The 17441-nt window shown below is 69.8% G+C and carries 13 protein-coding genes and 1 pseudogene; 9 read left to right on the top strand and 5 right to left on the bottom strand.

The features are described 5' to 3' along the window. The first annotated feature begins 285 nt into the window (after positions 1–285). On the top strand, positions 286–3660 hold the full coding sequence (locus tag BMG523DRAFT_RS15750) for a UvrD-helicase domain-containing protein (RefSeq protein WP_011438119.1): 3375 nt from the start codon (positions 286–288) through the stop codon (positions 3658–3660). A 47-nt stretch (positions 3661–3707) separates the two neighbouring features. On the opposite strand, the gene BMG523DRAFT_RS15745 is transcribed toward BMG523DRAFT_RS15750, so the two are convergent. Beyond that, a complete protein-coding gene (locus BMG523DRAFT_RS15745; RefSeq protein WP_035729926.1) occupies positions 3708–4445 on the bottom strand; it encodes a class I SAM-dependent methyltransferase in 738 nt (245 codons plus the stop codon). 791 nt (positions 4446–5236) lie between these two features. On the opposite strand from BMG523DRAFT_RS15745, the gene BMG523DRAFT_RS15740 reads away from it, so the two are divergent. Continuing rightward, positions 5237–6454, top strand: coding sequence for a pyridoxal phosphate-dependent aminotransferase family protein (locus BMG523DRAFT_RS15740; protein WP_330218996.1), 1218 nt, complete (start codon positions 5237–5239; stop codon positions 6452–6454). Positions 6455–6569: 115 nt separating this feature from the next. Here BMG523DRAFT_RS15740 and aat read toward each other — a convergent pair whose 3' ends face one another. Both aat and BMG523DRAFT_RS15730 read right to left on the bottom strand, forming a co-directional pair. Next, the gene (aat, locus tag BMG523DRAFT_RS15735; RefSeq protein ID WP_023842058.1) at positions 6570–7472 is read right to left on the bottom strand and encodes a leucyl/phenylalanyl-tRNA--protein transferase; all 903 of its coding nucleotides are present in this window, start codon (positions 7470–7472) and stop codon (positions 6570–6572) included. Next, entirely contained in the window at positions 7463–9844 is a 2382-nt protein-coding gene (locus BMG523DRAFT_RS15730; protein ID WP_011438115.1) for a bifunctional diguanylate cyclase/phosphodiesterase, read from the bottom strand. The genes aat and BMG523DRAFT_RS15730 overlap by 10 nt, the downstream gene beginning before the upstream one ends. 591 nt (positions 9845–10435) lie before the next feature. Here BMG523DRAFT_RS15730 and BMG523DRAFT_RS15725 point away from each other — a divergent pair. After that, complete coding sequence (locus tag BMG523DRAFT_RS15725; protein WP_011438113.1) at positions 10436–11320, top strand: LLM class F420-dependent oxidoreductase; 885 nt, start codon at positions 10436–10438, stop codon at positions 11318–11320. Between the two features lie 866 nt (positions 11321–12186). Further along, positions 12187–12720 (top strand): DUF2231 domain-containing protein, encoded by a 534-nt coding sequence (locus BMG523DRAFT_RS15720; RefSeq protein WP_011438111.1) that lies wholly within the window; start codon positions 12187–12189, stop codon positions 12718–12720. Between the two features lie 30 nt (positions 12721–12750). Here the strand turns inward: BMG523DRAFT_RS15720 and BMG523DRAFT_RS15715 are convergent, their stop codons facing one another. Next, positions 12751–13560, bottom strand: a complete 810-nt coding sequence (locus tag BMG523DRAFT_RS15715; protein ID WP_108913274.1) for a DUF2127 domain-containing protein — start codon at positions 13558–13560, stop codon at positions 12751–12753. Between the two features lie 250 nt (positions 13561–13810). Here BMG523DRAFT_RS15715 and BMG523DRAFT_RS27425 point away from each other — a divergent pair, with 250 nt between their 5' ends. The 3 genes and pseudogenes from BMG523DRAFT_RS27425 to BMG523DRAFT_RS27420 all read left to right on the top strand — a co-directional run. Further along, positions 13811–14194, top strand: coding sequence for a hypothetical protein (locus tag BMG523DRAFT_RS27425; RefSeq protein WP_308726829.1), 384 nt, complete (start codon positions 13811–13813; stop codon positions 14192–14194). Further along, positions 14122–15093: a tyrosine-type recombinase/integrase gene (locus tag BMG523DRAFT_RS15710; RefSeq protein WP_011438109.1), complete on the top strand. Its 972-nt coding sequence runs from the start codon at positions 14122–14124 to the stop codon at positions 15091–15093. Before BMG523DRAFT_RS27425 ends, BMG523DRAFT_RS15710 begins: the two co-directional genes overlap by 73 nt. 238 nt (positions 15094–15331) lie before the next feature. Next, positions 15332–15643, top strand: a pseudogene (locus BMG523DRAFT_RS27420) (transposase family protein); the annotation flags it as partial. An 84-nt stretch (positions 15644–15727) separates the two neighbouring features. On the opposite strand, the gene BMG523DRAFT_RS26550 reads toward BMG523DRAFT_RS27420, so the two are convergent. Beyond that, positions 15728–16066, bottom strand: coding sequence for a hypothetical protein (locus BMG523DRAFT_RS26550; RefSeq protein ID WP_035958723.1), 339 nt, complete (start codon positions 16064–16066; stop codon positions 15728–15730). Between BMG523DRAFT_RS26550 and BMG523DRAFT_RS25955 the strand changes: the two genes are divergently transcribed. Both BMG523DRAFT_RS25955 and BMG523DRAFT_RS15690 read left to right on the top strand, forming a co-directional pair. Further along, positions 16011–16682: a transposase gene (locus BMG523DRAFT_RS25955; RefSeq protein WP_235463181.1), complete on the top strand. Its 672-nt coding sequence runs from the start codon at positions 16011–16013 to the stop codon at positions 16680–16682. The two genes, BMG523DRAFT_RS26550 and BMG523DRAFT_RS25955, sit on opposite strands and share 56 nt — an antisense overlap. 79 nt (positions 16683–16761) lie before the next feature. Beyond that, the coding region (locus tag BMG523DRAFT_RS15690) for a recombinase family protein (protein ID WP_043591460.1) at positions 16762–17441 on the top strand (680 nt) is incomplete at its 3' end.

Genomic DNA, 17441 nt, shown 5'->3' with positions numbered 1-17441 from the left:
CGGGAGGGAAACGCCGTCCGTCGGTTGTCGACACGTGACTTTCCTCCCGTCGGCGCTGTTCTCCCGATCCGCTCTCCCGATCCGTGGCGCCACCGATCTGTGACGCCCCGTCCGCGAGGTCGGCAGGATGCCGGCATCCTACGCATAATGACGTGCCCCTCTCCGACGGAGCGACAGGAGGGGGTAGCCCGTCCGCGGGGTGCGCCGGGTGCGGGTGCGGGTTCGGGTGAGGTTGCGGCGTGCCGCCGGCGGCATGGTGAGGCGGGTGCGACAACATACGCATCCGTGAGGTCACGGTTCTACGCTGATGTGCACATTCACTCCCGGTACTCGCGTGCCTGCAGTCGTGACTGCGATCTGGAGCACCTGGCCTGGTGGGCGGCACGCAAGGGCATCGCCGTCGTCGGCACCGGCGACTTCACCCATCCGGCCTGGTCTCAGGAGATCGCGACGAAGCTGGTCCCGGCCGAGCCCGGCCTGTTCCGGCTGCGGTCCGATCTTGAGCATGAGGTGCTGCGCACGTTACCGGCCTCCTGCCGGACGGCGACCCGCTTCATGATCTCTAGTGAGATCTCGACGATCTACAAGAGGGGCGACCGGACCCGTAAGGTCCATCATCTTCTCTACGCTCCCGACCGGGAGGCCGCCGGACGGATCACGGCGGCGCTGGCTCGGATCGGCAACCTCGCCGCGGACGGGCGTCCCATCCTGGGCCTGGACTCCCGCGATCTGCTGGAGATCACCCTTGGTGGCGGGGCGGGCTGCTATCTGGTCCCGGCGCACGTGTGGACGCCCTGGTTCGCGGTTCTCGGTTCGAAGTCCGGGTTCGACGCCGTCGAGGACTGCTACGGCGACCTCGCCGACGAGGTCTTCGCCCTGGAGACGGGGCTTTCGGCGGACCCGGAGATGTTCTGGCGGATCTCCGGTCTCGACCGCTACCGGCTGGTGAGCAACTCTGACGCCCACTCCCCGCCGATGCTCGGCCGGGAGGCGACCGCGTTCACCTGCGACCTCGACTACTTCTCCATCGAGGCCGCGCTGCGCGGCGGGGACGGCTTCGCGGGGACCGTCGAGTTCTTCCCGGAAGAGGGCAAGTACCACCTCGACGGGCATCGCAAGTGCGGGGTGGTCCTCACGCCGGACCAGACCCGGGAGGTCGGCGGACGCTGCCCCACCTGCGGCGGTGGCCTCACCGTCGGGGTCCTCAACCGGGTCGAGGCGCTGGCCGACCGGCGGCCCGGCCACCGCCCCGTCACGGCGCCCGACGTCACCTCGCTGGTTCCGTTGCCGGAGGTCGTCGGGGAGATTCTCGGCGTGGGCCCGAAGAGCAAGGCGGTCGCGGGCCAGGTGACGTCGTTGGTCTCCCGTCTGGGCCCGGAGCTCGACATCCTCGGCGACGTACCGCTCACGGACATCGCTGGGGTCGGATCGCCGGAGCTGGTCGAGGCAATCAGTCGCCTGCGCCGCGGGGAGGTGATCCGGCAGGCCGGGTTCGACGGCGAATACGGCGTCATCCGGTTGTTCGAACCCCGGGAGCTCGCCCGGGACGGTGGCACCCTGTTCGACCTGGGGTCCGGCGCGGCTGGTGGGCAGGACCGGATCGATGCGGGACCCTCCCTCGACGAGGCGCTCGCGGCGCGGGCGCGTCCGGCACCCGATGCCGCGGTGGTGCCGGGGGATGCCGCGGTGGCCGACAGCCAGCTGTTCACGCCGGTTTCCGGCGATACCCCGTCGGTGCTTGACGGGCTGGATCCCGAGCAGCGGCTGGCAGCCTCGCACCTGTCCGGTCCGCTGCTCGTCCTCGCCGGACCGGGAACGGGCAAGACCCGTACGCTGGTCCACGCGATCGCACACCGGGTCGCTGAGCACGGGGTGCCGGCCGGGGAGTGCCTGGCGGTCACCTTCACCCGGCGTGCGGCCGGGGAGCTCGCCGAACGGCTAGCCGGCCTGCTGGGTGACGCCGCGGGACGGGTGCTCGCGACGACCTTCCACGGCCTCGGGCTTACGATCATCCGTGAGCAGCACGCGAAACTCGCCCGGGGCCCGCAGGTCCAGGTCGCGGACGACGCGGTGCGCGTGGAGCTAATCGCCGCGGCACTGCACGGTGAGGGCGACGCCCGAACGCGCCGGCGGGTGGCGGCCGGTGTCGCCGAGCTCAAGCGGCACCGAGCGCTCGGCCAGGCGATCCGCGACCACGACCTGGTCGGGGCGCTCGCCCGTTACGACGCCGCGCTGCGCGATCGGGACATGGTCGATCTCGACGATCTGATCACCCTGCCGCTGACCCTGCTGCGGTCGTCCCCGGATCTCGCCGAGCACTACCAGCGGCGGTGGCGCCACGTCTGGGTCGACGAGTACCAGGACACCGACGAACTCCAGTACCGCCTGCTGGGGCTGTTGTGTCCCCCCACGGCCAACCTGTGCGTGATCGGCGACCCGGACCAGGCTATCTACAGCTTCCGGGGTGCGGACGTCCGGTTCTTCCTGCGGTTCGAGCAGGACTACCCGAGTGCCCGCCCGGTCGCCCTGACCCGCGGCTACCGATCCACCCGCACCATCGTGCGGACGGCGCTCGATGTGATCGCGCCCACGAGTCTGGTCCCGGACCGGACCCTGACCGCCGTGCGGGGCGCCGAGGGCGACGGCCCGGTGCTGCTGCGGCGCTACCGCAGTGAGGCCGAGGAGGCGATCGCCGTCGTCGACACGATCGACGCGGCGCTCGGCGGTACCTCGTTCCACGCGTTGGACTCGGGGGTGGACGGATCGGTCGACGCGGGGTTCTCCTTCGCGGACATCGCCGTGCTCTACCGGACCGCCCGCCAGGCCGAGCCGATCATGGAAGCGCTGGCCACCCGCGGTTTCCCGTTCCAGCGGCGCTCTCATCTCCCGCTCGCGGACGCTCCCGCGGTCGCCGACCTGCTCGCCCTGCTGCAGGACCTGACGACCACGGATCCCTCGGGTCCCGGCGTCCCGCGTCCGGTGTCGGGTCTGCTGCGCGACGCGGCGGCACGGGCCACCGATCTCGCCGAGGCGAGGAGAAGCGAGCTCGGCGCCGTGCCGTCCGACGGGTTTCCCGGCTTCTCCGGCGGACGGGTGCCGACCGAGGCCGAGCTGCGCCTGGCGGTGGAGCTGCTCGCACCGGCCGCCGCAGCGGCAGGCAACGACCTGGCGGGTTTCCTCACGTCGGTCACGCTCGCCGCCGAGGTCGACGGGCTGGACCCGAGGGCGGACCGGATCTCGCTGCTGACCCTGCACGCGAGCAAGGGTCTGGAATACGGCCTGGTCATCATCGTCGGTTGTGAGGACGGGCTGCTGCCGATGCGCTTCGGTCCGGCCGGTGAGGCGCCGGGCGGTGGGATCCCGGGCGGTGGCGTCAACGGAACCGCCGACGGAACCGCCGACGCCGGCACGAAGGACGCCGAGGCGGAGGAGCGCCGACTCTTCTTCGTCGGCGTCACCCGGGCCAGGCATCGGTTGGTCCTCACCTCGGCGGCCAGCCGGCGGCGCGCCGGGTCGGTCGTGACGACCCGTCCCTCACCGTTTCTTGCGGACATCAGGCCGGCTTTGCTGTCCTCTGTCCCGGCCGAGGGCGTCCCGGCCGAGGGCGGGCGGCGCCGGTCGCGCCGGCCGGCACCGGGCAAGCAGTTGCGACTCCTCTGAGCCACCGGGCCGGAGCCGCTGGACCGACACTCGCGCGGCCCGGCGGCTCAGCGCTTGCGCAACACCATCGCGAGGTTCCAGGTCACAATCTCGCGGGCACCGGGAATCCTGATGATCACCTTCGCCCAGTCGGGCAGATAGCGCGGCATCGCGTCGAGGATCTCGACGTCGGACCGCCGCTTCGCCCAGGCGAGGGTGTCGGCCACCGACACCGGAAATAGAGTCTTGCCGTAGATGTTTTTCGGCGCCTTGCCCTTGCGGCGTTCGAACCTCGCCGCCGCCCGGTCACCACCCAGATAGTGCCAGGGTGCGGTCTCGTGGCCGCCCCAGGGGGACAGCCAGTTCGTGTAGCTCAGGAAGATGAGCCCGCCAGGGCGGGTCACCCGGGCCAGTTCGGAGCACATCCGCCACGGGTCGGGGACGTGTTCGAGCACGTTTGACGTGTAGCAGAGATCAACGCTTCCGGAGAGGAACGGCAGGTCCAAGGCGCTGCCCCGGACCCGGCCGGGAACCTCGATGCCACCGGCCTCCATCTCCGAGACGTCCGGCTCGACCCACACGTACCGGGCGCCGGCGTCGAGGAAGGCCGAGCGGAAGTAACCCGGGCCGCCGCCGACGTCGAGGACGAGCTGGCCGGTCAGGGATGTGTACCGCATCAGCTGGCGCACGGAGTCCGCGGCGATCAGCGAGTAGAAGCCAGCCGGGTCGACGGGCTCCTTGCGGTGCGCGAGGAACAGCGTCTTCGAGCGCGACAGTCCGAACCCGGAATAGGGCAGGGCGCGCACCAGCGGACCCTCCTTGGTCCGCTCGCGGGGAGTGGCCGCCGCCTGCGCTCCGCTCGCCGTGCCCGCTCCGCTCGCCGGCACCGGGCCGGACGGGCCGGCCGGCGGCGCGGTCCCGAAAGCCGCGGCCCGGGATTCGCCACCCGGTTCCGGGGTCGCCGCGGAGGGTGTCGGGGCCTGCCTCGAGCCTGCGGGGGGAGCCGTGGAAGCCGCAGCCGTGGACGCGGTGGAGGTCGCCGCGGATGCCGCCGTGTCAGACATGCCGGGGACGATAACACCACGGCGGCGGGCCTTCGGTGGGCGGCGGGAGCCGCCCGGGCCGCCAGTCGGATCCGCCCCGGCCGTGGCGTGGACGCCCGGTCCGCAGTGGCCTCGGCGTCCGCCCGATCTCCCGGCTCCGCTGCGCGGATCAGGGGCATACCACGCTTGTTGTGGAATTATCCGGGCCCTGAGGTTTATTGTTTACGTGTTGAATACTCCTTTGGTCCGTTGGTGCTTCTTCGTTCCCTGAACCCGGCGACGTGTGTTCCCGGCGATCCTGAGGGCTGGTGATGGTGGTAGTGCACCCGGTTCCGCTGGCAGGGCCGACTGCCTTCCGAGAATCTGGACTATCTGGACTATCTGGACTGTTTGGGATGCTAGTGATCATCCTGCCCGCCCGGCCGATCGCCGTGGCCCAGGGCATGGGCTAGGCCGCGGGGATGTCGCAGACCTACGAAAGTCCCGACTTGCCTTCGTCCCCTGTCTCGGCGTTATCGCCGGCCTGGCGACACGTTCTTGATCAGCCTATGGGTATGCGGGCCGAACTGGACCGCCTGCGCCGCCACGCGCCCTTTTACGACGCGACGGTGGACGAGATCGACGGCCGCCGGATACGGATCGGTGATCATTGGCTCACCGATTTCGCGTCGTGCAACTACCTTGGCCTCGATCTCGACCAGGAGATCATCGAGGCGGTCCCGGAGTACCTGGACCGCTGGGGCACCCACCCGAGCTGGTCGAGGCTGATCGCCAGCCCGCGGATGTACGACGACATCGAGCACACGCTCGCAGCTCTCCTCGGTGCCGAGGACGCGCTGCTGCTCCCGACCATCACCCACATCCAGCTGTCGGTGCTGCCCGCCCTCGTGGGCAAGGGGGCCCTCTTCGTCGAGGTGCACGCCCATCAGACGGCACATGACGGCGCGGTCGTGGCCGCGGCCCATGGCGCCGCCGTGGCGCGCTTCCGCGAGGACCGGCTCGACCGGCTGGAACGCCGGCTGCGGACGAGCCCTCACCCCCGGGTGGTGTGCGTCGACGGCGTCCACAGCATGACCGGAAACGGCCCGCCGCTCGCCGAACTCGCGGCGCTCACCCGTGCGCACGACGCCCTGCTCTACGTTGACGACGCCCACGGGTTCGGTGTCGTCGGCGAGCGTGATCCCGCCGCGTCGAGCCCCTACGGCAGCCGCGGCAACGGAATCGTCCGCCATCTCGGCGAGACCTACGACGATCTCGTCCTGGTCGGCGGTTTCTCGAAGGCGTACTCGTCGCTGCTCGCCTTCGTCGCCTGCCCCACGGAGGTGAAGGAGTATCTGAAGTCCACCGCGGGCCCGTACGTCTTCTCCGGCCCGTCGCCGGTGGCGTCCCTGGCGACCGGGCTGGTCGGGCTGCGGGTCAACGCGGAACGCGGGGACGCCATCCGGGCCCGGCTGCACCGCCTGACCAGCCGGTTCCTCGACGGCCTGCGCGGGCTCGGTCTGTTCACGCTCAACGCCAGCGGCTTTCCGATCATAGAGATTCCCCTGGTCGACGCCGCGCAGGCCGAGCCGTTGGGCCGGTTTCTGTTCGAACGGGGGATCTTCGCGAGTGTGGTGCCGTTCCCGGTCGTTCCCCGTGAGCAGGTCGGGGTGCGCATCCAGGTCACCGCGGCCAACACCAACGCCGAGATCGATCATCTGCTGGCCGTCCTGGCCGAGGCGGTCGAGCGGTTTCCCCTGGTGTCGGTCCCGCAGGCCCGCGCCGGCGACTGAACCCCACCTCGCCGAGACAGGCTCCTACCGGGGCCCCCGCATTGCGCCGGAGGCGCCCGACGGCTCTCCCAGGAAGCTCGCCGGAGGCGAGGTGACGGAGACCCCGGACGGCGCCCTAGGCCAGGGGTCCCCGCATTGCGCCGGAGGCGCCATGCGGGGCAAGGCGGGCGACCGGATACCGGTCGCGGTCGAGGCGGACGTCGGCATCCCGGACGCGGGCCAGAACGGCGAGGAAATCGGCCCGTGGAATCTCCACCGCACCCAGGTCGATCAGATGCGGGGTCGCGATCTGCACGTCCAGCAGCACCCCGCCGGCCGCGGTGAACCGGGCGTCGAAGTCGGCCAGAGCCACCTTGGAGGCGTCGGTCCGGGTGCGGAACATCGATTCACCGACGAACACGCCGCCGACGCCCACTCCGTACATGCCGCCGACCAGCTCGTCGCCCTCCCAGACCTCGATGCTGTGCGCCCAGCCCAGGGCGTGCAGCTCGGCGTAGCCCTCGACCAGTTGGGGAGTGATCCATTCGGAGGTACCGCCGCGGCGGCAGCCGCGGACGACGTCGACGAAGCGCTCGTCGACGGTGGTGGTCCACCCGCAGTTACGTAGCCGCTTGCGCAGTGTCCGGTTGACCCGCAGCCGGCCGATCGGGATCACCGCCCGGGGGTCGGGGCTCCACCAGGGCAGGTCCAGCCCACCGGGACGGTGCGGGGGCAGATGGGGGATGCGTCGGGCGGCCACCGCCGCCCGCAGGATCTCGCGCAGCCACCCCCCGCCCCCGCGGGTCCCGCTGCTCGCGTCGTCGCTGTCGTCCCCGTGGGCCTCGTCGTCCTCATGGACCTTGCCGCCGTCGGCCTCGCTCGCCGGCCAGGGGAAGGCGCCGGCCCGGTAGGCGCCGATCAACGTCGCCGGATCCAGCTCACCGCCGACGGCGACCGGGGCCTGGCGGGGGCTGCTCAGCAGCGAGAACCCGTCCCATACGGTGGGGCCGAGATCGCGGGGCGGCGCCGTCAGCGCCACGACTTGACCGCCGGCGTCCGATCCGGGGCGACTGGGGCGTTCAGCACGGCACTCTCCATCGTCGGGGAGAGATCGCCGGGACATTCCTCCGTCCGGCCGATCGTCTCCGGATCGATCATGCCAGCCGACGGCGCCCGTCGCCGCAGTTGCTCGGTCACCTGCTCGGATGGGCCCGGATGGCCGAGGAAGTAGCCCTGAGCCAGGTCGCAGCCGAAATCCCGCAGCATCCGCATCGCTCCAGCGGTCTCCACGCCCTCGACGACGATGCGCAGGCCGAGCGCGTGGGCGAGCCCGACCGTCGAACGGACGATCGCCTCGGCCCGGCCATCGACCTCCATGCGTTGGATGAATGACTTGTCCAGCTTCAGCACGTCAACGGGCAGCTCCCAGAGCCTGGCCAGGGAGGAGTACCCGGTGCCGTAGTCGTCGACGGCGATTCCGATCCCCAGGTCGCGCAGCTCCCCGAGTACGGCGGCCGTGCGGACCCGGTCGAGCATCAACGTGGTCTCGGTGATCTCCAGCTCGAGTGCCGTCGGGCTCAGCCCGAAGCCGGAGAGCATGCCGCTGACCTGTTCGGGAAAGCCACGGTCCAGCAGGTCCGAGGCGGACAGGTTCACCGCCACCGCTACGTCGAATCCGGCGGAGTGCCACTGCCGGCACTGGCCCAGGGCGGTCTCCAACACCTCGATGGTCAGCATCCGGATGAAACCGGCCTGTTCGGCCAGGGGGACGAATTCCTCTGGCCCGAGCAGGCCGCGGCTGGGATGCCGCCAGCGGACCAGGGCCTCCACGGCATTTGCCTGCCCGGAATCGAGGTCGACCTTGACCTGGTAGTGCACCTCCAGCTGGCCGGTGCCGAGCGCCGCGCGCAGGGACTCGATCATGTCGAGGCGGACGAGGCTGTTCACGTCGGAGCCGGGACGGTAGGACTCCACGCCGGTGCGGCCCGACTTCGCGGCATACATGGCCACGTCCGCACGCTGCAACAGGATGTGGGCGTCCTCGGCGTGGTCGGGGTACACGGCGGCGCCGATGCTCGCGCCGACGTGCAGGGTCACCCCGCCGACGTCGAAGGGATCGCCGAGCACGGCCAGCACCCGGTCGGCGACGCGTTTCGCGGCCTCGATGTCCGCGTGTTCGAGCAGGACCGCGAACTCGTCGCCGCCCAGGCGGGCATGCAGGTCGCCGGGACGCAGGGCGTCGGAGATACGGGTTCCGACCTGCGCCAGTAGCGCGTCGCCCACCTGATGCCCCAGCGAGTCGTTGATCTCCTTGAACCGGTCAAGGTCCAGCAGGAGGAGGGCGAAGGTGCCCACCCCGGTGGCGCGCTGCTCGGCCTTCGTCAGCCGTTCGATGAAGCCACGCCGGTTTGCCAGGCCCGTCAGCTCGTCAGTGCGGGCCAGCACCTTGCTTTCGGCGAGCTGCTGGACCTCGATGAAGGTGAACGCGGCGCGGGCCAGGGCCGTCAGCACCGTGGCCGCGGCGAGTCCGACGGTGACCTTTGGCAGCTGGACCGTGGCGCCGAGGACGAGCAGACCGAGCGCGATCACGGTGAGCACCAGTGGGACCGCGATGACGCCCCAGCCGGACATCTTGGCCGGTGGGTGCCAGCGCGGTCGCAGCCAGGCGGCCAGGGCCGGCATGAGCACCGAGAACAGCCACAGCGTGCCGAGGAGGCCGGACCCGGGGTCCTTGTCCGTGGTGACGATGACCAGCAGGAGCGAGTCGGCTATCGCGAAGCCCACCAGCCCGATGCCCAGCAGCCACCACACCCGGCCGGGATGCCAGCCCAGCAGGCTGAACACCGTGACGATCAGCAGGATCAGCAGCAGGTCGGCGAGCGGATAGATCAGGTTCACCGTCATCGTCCACGCGCTGTAGCGCGGATACGCGTTCGCCATCGCCACGCCGATGCCGCTGGTCAGCGCGGCCACGCCGAGCAGGCCGACGAGCGCGTCCATCCAGACGCTCGTGTGCAGCCGGAGCACTCTTCTGCGTAGCAGGAGGATGACGGCGACATAGCACGCCGGATAGAAGAGCAGCCAGCCGAGATCGGCCAGCGACGGCCCGAGGTCGTCGTCCTGCCGGCCGGCGACCGCCGCGTTGTAGTAGATCGTCGCGCCTCCGTAGCTGATGAGCCCGGTACCGAGCAGGGCCCAGGGGAGGCGTTCGCCGCGGATCAACACCGCCCGCGCCAGGCAGATCAGGCCCGAGCCGAGGGCGACGCCGTAACGCAGCGACCCGGTCTCGTTGCCGATGTGGGGCACGGTGACGAACGCGGAAACGGACAGGTAGACCGTGGCGACAATCAGGACGAGCTGGGCAATCCGGATCAGACGGAACCGGCACGGGGGAGGGAGAGAGGCGGTCAACCGGTCATCCCCCCGCAGAGTGGTGGAAACCTGTGCACGTGCCCGGCATCGTGCCGACGGCCATCGCCCGGTGCCGCGGCGACGACACCAGCGGCACCGACGGCCGTTTCGCCGAAAAATATGATCTTTTATGGGTGCGCCGTGGGCGGGCGATGGTGGCGACTCCCCCTCCGGCCCCTCTCCGGTGCCGCCATGGTGCCGACTCCGCAGATCCAGTAATCGACCGGCGCCGATGGCGACCGGTCCTGCGGGAGGAGTAGGGCTACCTCCGTCGAGGGAAAGGGTACGGACACCCCGGAGGTCCCGCCACCCGGGCCTCATGTGACCATCATGACGGAGGCTTGGCCGGGCATGCCTACATTCTCGTGCATCTCAGCCTCTTGTCATTTATATATCGAAATTTGTTGCGATTTGCGGGCGTGGCGTTGGGTTCGGGTGGGGTGACCGCGCGCAGGCGTGGTCGTGTCGTCGACTCATCACGTCAGGGAGTCCCGATCATGGTCACCGCGGCTGGAGGCTGTCGCCGCGCGACAGATGGGAAAATATCGGCTATGTCCCGCTTTCCGCGCTGGAGGCGGGGGAGGAGCGCACATGCGGATCGGTCTGCAACTACCCGACTTCACCTCCCCGCACGGTTCCGGGCGGCTCGGGGAAGATCTGGCCGAGGTGGTCCGCGTGGCGGACACGGTCGGATTCGACTACCTGGCCGTCATGGACCACTTCTTCCAGATCGCGATGGTCGGTCCGGCCGAGAACGAGATGCTGGAGGCGTACACGACGCTGGGTTTCCTGGCCGCCCACAGCCGCCGCGCGAAGCTGCTGACCCTGGTCACCGGGACGGTCTACCGGGCGCCCGGCGCCCTGGCAAAGATCGTCACGACGCTGGACGTGCTCTCCGGCGGGCGGGCCTGGCTGGGCATCGGCGCCGCCTGGTACGAACAGGAGGCGGTCGGTCTCGGTCTGCCGTTCCCGCCGCTGGCCGAGCGGTTCGAACGGCTGGAGGAGACGCTGCAGATCTGCCTGCGGATGTGGAGCGGTGACGAGAGCCCCTTCTCTGGCCGGTACTACCAGTTGGCCCGTCCACTGAATTCGCCGCGGCCGCTGACGCGGCCGCATCCACCCATCCTGATCGGTGGGGGTGGCGAAAGGAAGACGCTGCGCCTCGTGGCCCGGTACGCACAGGCGTGCAACCTCTTCCCCGGTCCCGATCTGGCGCGCAAGCTCCAGGTGCTGCGTGAACACTGCGAACGCGAGGGTCGGAACTACGACGACATCCTCAAGACCGTGGTCTTCTCCTTTGACGTCGGACCGAGGGGGGAGAATGTGGCGAGGATTCTCGACGAGCTGAACGACCTGGCCGAACTCGGTGTCCAGGCGGTTCTCGGTGGCGTGCGCGACGTCTGGCACGTCGAGCCTCTGCACATACTCGGTGAAGAGGTGATTCCGCGGGTCGCCGGGCTCGCCGAGATCTCCTGACCCAGATCTCCCGACCCAGATCTCCAGGCCGGTCCCGAAGGGGGGCAGCTCGTTCTCGGCCAGGCCCGTGCGCGGCGCCGGACCCGGGGACCTCCCGTCAGCCCGAGCGGAGCCGCTGGTCATGAGTCCAACGCGTGTCGGCCGCACTGACCAGGGCAGCCGGCAGGCGATTACCCGGGCAGTCCGGTGACCGGACAGGAAACGGACCTTGAGGGATGTCCAGCGCTCGATTCCGACATTGTCGCCCGTCCGCGGTATCCGTCTGACTACTCTGCTGGTGGGAGAACTGGCGGGGCAGCGGAACGAGGTCGTTGGAACGATGTCGTTGGAACTAGGTCGTCGATGTCGAACGAGAAGCACCCGGGCTGGACTCCGAGTACTCTTCGTCGCTTCCGTGAGGCCCGGGGCCTGACGCAGGACGGCTCGCCGAGCAGGTGCGTGGTCTCGCTGGGGGGAGAAAGCTTCACACCGCCCGCGGCGACCGCGGAAATGGTCCGTCGGCACGAGCTCGGGAAAGTATTCCCGGGAGTCGCCTATCGGCGTGCCTACTGCCTGCTATTCGCGGTCACCGAGCCGGAGCTGGGGTTTCGGCCGGCCGAGCGGCTGCGGCTGCTCGCGCCGCACCGGTATGTCCGGGCGGTACGCGAGTTCGACGAGATCTGGTGCACCCCGAGGGAGACCGTCCCGGCCCCCGGCGTTTCCGCCTCGCCCTGGGCACGGTGCGTCCCTAGTCGCCCCGCTTCATCTACGACAGAGGCGGTAGTAGTAGTATTAGTACTACTACTACTGTAGTAATGCGGGGCGGGATTTCTCCTGTCTGTGACGGCTCGTGGTGCGGACATCACGAGATGACGATCGGAGCGACCGTGGGGCCAACGGAGATCAACGGACTGCCGGCGCACGTCTTGCTCGTGCATGTGGTTGTCATCCTCGTGCCGCTGGCAGCGATGCTGGTGGTGCTGTCCGCGGTGTGGCCGGCGGCGCGGCGCCGGCTGGGCGTCATCACCCCGCTGGTCGCTCTGGTCGCGCTGGTGAGCGTGCCGCTCACCACCCATGCGGGGGAGTGGCTCGAGGCACGCGTGCCCTCGAACGAGCTGGTCCGCCGGCACGCCGAACTCGGCGACACCCTGCTGCCCTGGGCCGCCGGGCTGTTCGTCGCGGCCGCGGCGTCGTGGGTGCTCGCACGCCGCTCGGCCGCCACCGGAACGGAAACGGCTCCGGCGCGCACCGCGACCGGTCCCGGCCGGACGGTGCTCGTGGCGGTTCTCGCCGTGCTCAGCCTGGTCGTCGCCGCCGGTTCGGTCGTGCAGGTCTACCGGATCGGCGACAGTGGTGCCCAGGCCGTCTGGCACGGCAGCTTCAGCCGGACTCCCCTGCCCGGTGATGGGCCTGCCCGGTGATGGGCCTGCCCGGTGATGGGCCTGCCCGGTTCAGGTGAAGGCCTGCGGACGAGGATCCTGCGGTACCGCAGGATCGGGACGGGCCGGATCGGCCTGGGCGGAGTGCTCCACCTCGAGCAGGGACTCCGCGTGCCGTTCGGCCTCGAACGCGGCGGCCCCACCCCGGACTCTGAACAGCCGTTTGCTCACGATGAGGTAGACGACGGCACCGACGTTGATGACAAGCGCTCCGATGCGCAGGACCGTGATCCGCTCGGTGAGTTCGTAGATCTCCAACGGCAGGAACGCCGACGTGGCGACGGCGGCGAAGTACTCGCCCCAGCGCTTGAGTAGCCATAGCCCGATCCCCTCGACGACCTGTACGGCGGCGTAGCCGAACAGCAGCAGCGCGACGAGGAGCAGGGTGTGGGGACGGGTGTGCAGGAGGTGGTGCAGGCGATCGATTGTAGGGGAATGGTCGAGATCGAGACGCAGGACGTCGGCCAGCGGGCGCGCCGCGGGCACGGCCCGGTCGAACAGCTGCTGGAGCTGCCCCTCCGATCGGCGGAACCGGAGGATGGCGTAGCCGATCAGGACCATGAGCAGCGCCCGGAGTATCCGTTCCACGGCGAGCAGCCGCAGGACCGTCGCGTCGCGCAGCGCCCGTCCGCGCAGGAGCAGCGGTGCGTCCTCAGCCGGTCCGGACAGGGCCGGCTCCCCGACGACGAAGTCGCCGCACCGTAGGCACCGCCAGCTGACACCGACGGCGGTCCGGGCGGTCAGCCGCTCGGCCAGCGATGTCTCGTCCGGACGGTAGGTGACGTGGCCCTTGCGGGCACACGTCCGCAGCTCCCAGTTCATCCGCGCCATCCACGTCCCACCCGTGTCTCCAGCCCGCCGCGCTTCTTCCCAACCTAGGCTGACACAGCTTGGCGCGAGAACCCGGTCCGTGGCGGGCGGCCGACCCGTGAGCACCCGGGTTGCAACCGACGGGCATGGCGGGTCGCGTGTCCCCGGCGGGGCACGTCGCAGAAGGGGGAGGCGCTGATCTGGGCGTTTCTGTCGGGCAGCTGGTCTTGGAGGCCAGTTTCGAGGTCCGACAGGGTCGACGATGAGCGCATCATCGCCGCTGGCGGCGTCGAGCGCACGTGGGCGCGGCGTGGCATTCACATCGGTGACTGTGATCATGGCGCTGGTGGTTGGTCTGACGTTTTTGTTCGGGTTCGGGAACGTCTGGCTGCTCGCCCTGAGGCTGGGCGTGCCGGTGTATGTGGCGCCGTTGGTGGCGCCGGCGGTGGATCTGTCGGTTCTTGGTCTGTTGATCGCGATTCGTGAGCTTGCGGTGCGTGGTGCGCCTCGTGCGGAGATCCGGCCGGCGCGTCGGTTGCTGGTGTTCGCGGGGTGTCCTTGCCCGGGTCGCGGGTGGATTCGTGGACTGTTCTGGGTGTCGACGACGCCCCGGTCGAACCGGTCGAGCGGTATCTGGCTTATCTGAGCGATATCGAGCGGTCTCCGAACACGGTCAAGGCCTACGCCCACGATCTGAAGGACCACTGGGTCTTTCTGGGGTGGCGGGGGCTGGACTGGCGGGAGGTGCGGCTGGAGGACATCGGCGAGTTCGTGGCCTGGTTGCGGCTGCCGGCGGCAGGCCGGGACGGGCGGGTGGCGGTGCTGTCGTCGGTGGAGCCGGCGGTGTCGGCGTCGACGGTGAACCGGAAGCTGTCGGCGTTGGCCGCGTTCTACGCCTACCAGGTGCGTCATGGCGTGGAGCTGGGCGAGTTGCTGACGACGTGGGGGTCGCCGGGCCGCCGCGGTGGGTGGAAGCCGTTCCTGCATCACGTCGGCAAAGGCAGGCCGCAGCCGCGGCGCGTGATCGCGTTGAAGACCGCGAAGAAGCTGCCTCGGGTCCTGGCGGCGGCCGAGGTGCAGGCTGTGCTGGATTCCTGCACCCGGCTGCGGGACCGTTTCCTGTTCGCTGTTCTCTACGACACCGGGATGCGGGTCGGCGAGGCGCTGGGCCTGCGGCATGATGATATCGACGCGGCCGCCTGCGAGGTCACTGTCGTGGCGCGGGACAACGACAACGGGGCTCGGTCGAAATCCCGGGGGCGGCGGATGGTCCCGGTGAGCGCCGGCCTCGTCCGCCTTTACGCGGACTACCTGCATGGCGAGTACGGGGACCTGGACTCCGACTATGTGTTCGTCAACCTGTTCGCCGAACCGCGTGGGCAGGCGTTGTCCTACCCGGCTTCCTACGATCTGGTGAAAAGGCTACGGAAACGCACCAGGATCGATTTCGACCCACACTGGTACCGGCATACCTATGCCACCCGGCTGCTGCGCGACGGGGTGCCTCTCGAAGTGGTGTCCACTTTACTGGGTCTTCGAAGTTAACCGGGGTGGGCGTGAGGCCCCAGCCAGTTTGGTAACTGTGCGTAATGTTGGCTCGACGTGGCCTGCTGTGACCTGATGTGGCATGCCTCGTGTCGTGACATGAATCGCCCGCAACCCCTGGCGATCTTGGTTGTTCCTGACGCAACCGAGAGGCCACGGAGCTACGGGCTTGGACGATCATACGAATGACGCGACGCGGTTGCTCGACATCGACGGTCTGACGGTGTCGCGCGTCGAGATGCTCGCGGACAGGACACGGCAGGTGTGGCTTGCGACCGCGGACGAGACAGCGCGGGCGTGCCCGGGTTGCGGGGTGTTCGCGCGCAGGGTCAAGGGCGTCGTGACCACTCGGCCGCGTGACCTGCGCTACGGCCCGTCCCCCCTGCGACTGGTGTGGGTCAAACGCCGCTGGTACTGCCAGGAGCCGCTGTGCGCGAAGCGGTCGTTCACCGAGTCGCTGCCGGCGGTGCCGGCGCGGGCACGGTTGACGACCCGGCTACGCGAGCAGGCCGGCCGACTCGTGGTCGACGGGATCTGCGCGACGGTGGTAGCCAGCGCGCGGCACCTTGCGCTGTCCTGGCCGACGGTCATGGACGCGGCGCGCGACGTGGCCGCGCCGTTGACCGACACCGCCTCACCGCCGGTGGACGTGCTCGGGATCGACGAGACCCGCCGAGGCCGGCCGCGCTGGCGGCCCGCGGACCGCGTTCCCACACCGGCGTCCCCCGAACCTGCTGGCGGCGGGCCCGCCGTCCCTGCGCCCGCCGAGACCGTCGAGCCCGACCCGGCGGGTGGCGAGCCGGCGAAGACCCGGGTGCTCGCCGACCGGTGGCATGTCGGATTCACCGACCTGGCCGGCGGGCAGGGCATGCTCGGCCAGGTCGGAGGGCCGCACCGCCGACGACGTCGCGTACTGGCTGGCCAGCCAGACACCGTCCTGGCGCGACCGGATCACCCACGTGGCGATCGACATGTGCACGGTGTTCGTCGCCGCGGTCCGCCGCTACCTGCCGGGCGCCACCCTGGTCGTCGACCACTTCCACGTCGTGAAACTCGCGAACGACGCCGTCACAGAGGCCCGCCGCCGGGTCACCACCCAGCTACGGGGCCGCCGCGGCCGCGACACCGACCCCGAATGGAAGATCCGTAACCTGCTGACCCGCAACCGCGAGAACCTCACCGACCGCCAGCTGACGAAACTGTGGAACACCCTCATCGACCTCGGCGAACCCGGCCAGACGATCCTGACCGCCTGGATCGCCAAGGAAGAACTACGCGCGCTGCTCGCACTCGCCCGCACCCACCCCGCCCGCACCGTGATCGCCTACCGGCTCACCAGGTTCTACACCTGGTGCGCCGACGCCGCCGTCCCCGAACTCGAACGCCTCGCCACCACGATCAGCACCTGGTGGACCTGCATCGAGGCGTTCCCGCACAGCGGCATCACCAACGCCGCCAGCGAAGGCCACAACCGGGTCGTCAAGCTCGACGCCCGCAACGCCTTCGGCTACCGCAACCCCGAAAACCAGCGGCTACGAACACGCTGCGCAACCACCCGCCGAACCCGCAGATGCCTCAACCCCGCTTAACTTCGAAGAGCCAGCATAGAGCCTTTTCAATCTCTGTTTGTCTGATTCTTTCGGCCGTTGAGGATCGCCAATTGACGAATTGAACGGGCACTGGTTCCGGTCGTTCCTGGGGGTGTCCGGGAGGTTCGGTGCCGACCGCGAGGGCTTCCGCGACCTGGTGGCCCAGGTGTGTCTGGGCGAGATCGGGGCGATCTTCGGGTTGGAGGTGTCCGGGCTGGCCCGCTCGTCGGCGGACTTCGCCCGTCTGCTGGAGTTGGCCCGTCTGACGGATGCGCTGCTGGTGGACGCCGACGGTGTCTACGATCTCGCGGACATCAACGACCGCCTCCTGCTCGGGCTGAAGGGCAGTATGTCCGAGTGTGAGCTGCACCTGCTGACGGGCCGGCTGCAGGGCGCGAAACGGGCCGCGGCCGAACGCGGCGAGCTGCGTTTCCCGCTGCCGGTCGGCTACGTCTACGACGACGAGGGTGTCTGCGTGATCGACCCGGATCAGGAGGTGCAGGGGGCCATCCGGGACGTCTTCGCCGCGTTCGCCGCGGGCGGCTCGGCGTTCCAGGTGGTGGCCGCGTTCGTTCGGCGGCGGTTCCCGCTGCGGGCCTATGGGGGGATCTGGGCCGGGCAGTTGCGATGGGGCCGGCTGACGCACTCCNGGGCGCTGGGGGTGTTGTCCAACCCGTGCTATGCGGGCACCTACGTCTACGGCCGGTACGCCACCTGCCGGACGGTGCGCCCGGACGGCACCGTGCACACCGGGGTGCG

The sequence above is a fragment of the Frankia sp. BMG5.23 genome, assembly GCF_000685765.2.
Taxonomy (GTDB): domain Bacteria; phylum Actinomycetota; class Actinomycetes; order Frankiales; family Frankiaceae; genus Frankia; species Frankia casuarinae.
Note: the sequence above shows the minus strand (reverse complement) of the source record. Positions and strands in the feature narration are given on the sequence as shown.

Excerpts from the sequence above, each read along its gene's own strand:
- BMG523DRAFT_RS15725 (WP_011438113.1), top strand. The coding sequence starts at position 10,436 with ATGCGGATCGGTCTGCAACTACCCGACTTCACCTCCCCGCACGGTTCC.
- BMG523DRAFT_RS15715 (WP_108913274.1), bottom strand. The coding sequence starts at position 13,560 with ATGAACTGGGAGCTGCGGACGTGTGCCCGCAAGGGCCACGTCACCTAC.
- BMG523DRAFT_RS27425 (WP_308726829.1), top strand. The coding sequence starts at position 13,811 with ATGAGCGCATCATCGCCGCTGGCGGCGTCGAGCGCACGTGGGCGCGGC.
- BMG523DRAFT_RS15740 (WP_330218996.1), top strand. The coding sequence starts at position 5,237 with ATGCGGGCCGAACTGGACCGCCTGCGCCGCCACGCGCCCTTTTACGAC.
- BMG523DRAFT_RS26550 (WP_035958723.1), bottom strand. The coding sequence starts at position 16,066 with ATGTCGATCGCCACGTGGGTGATCCGGTCGCGCCAGGACGGTGTCTGG.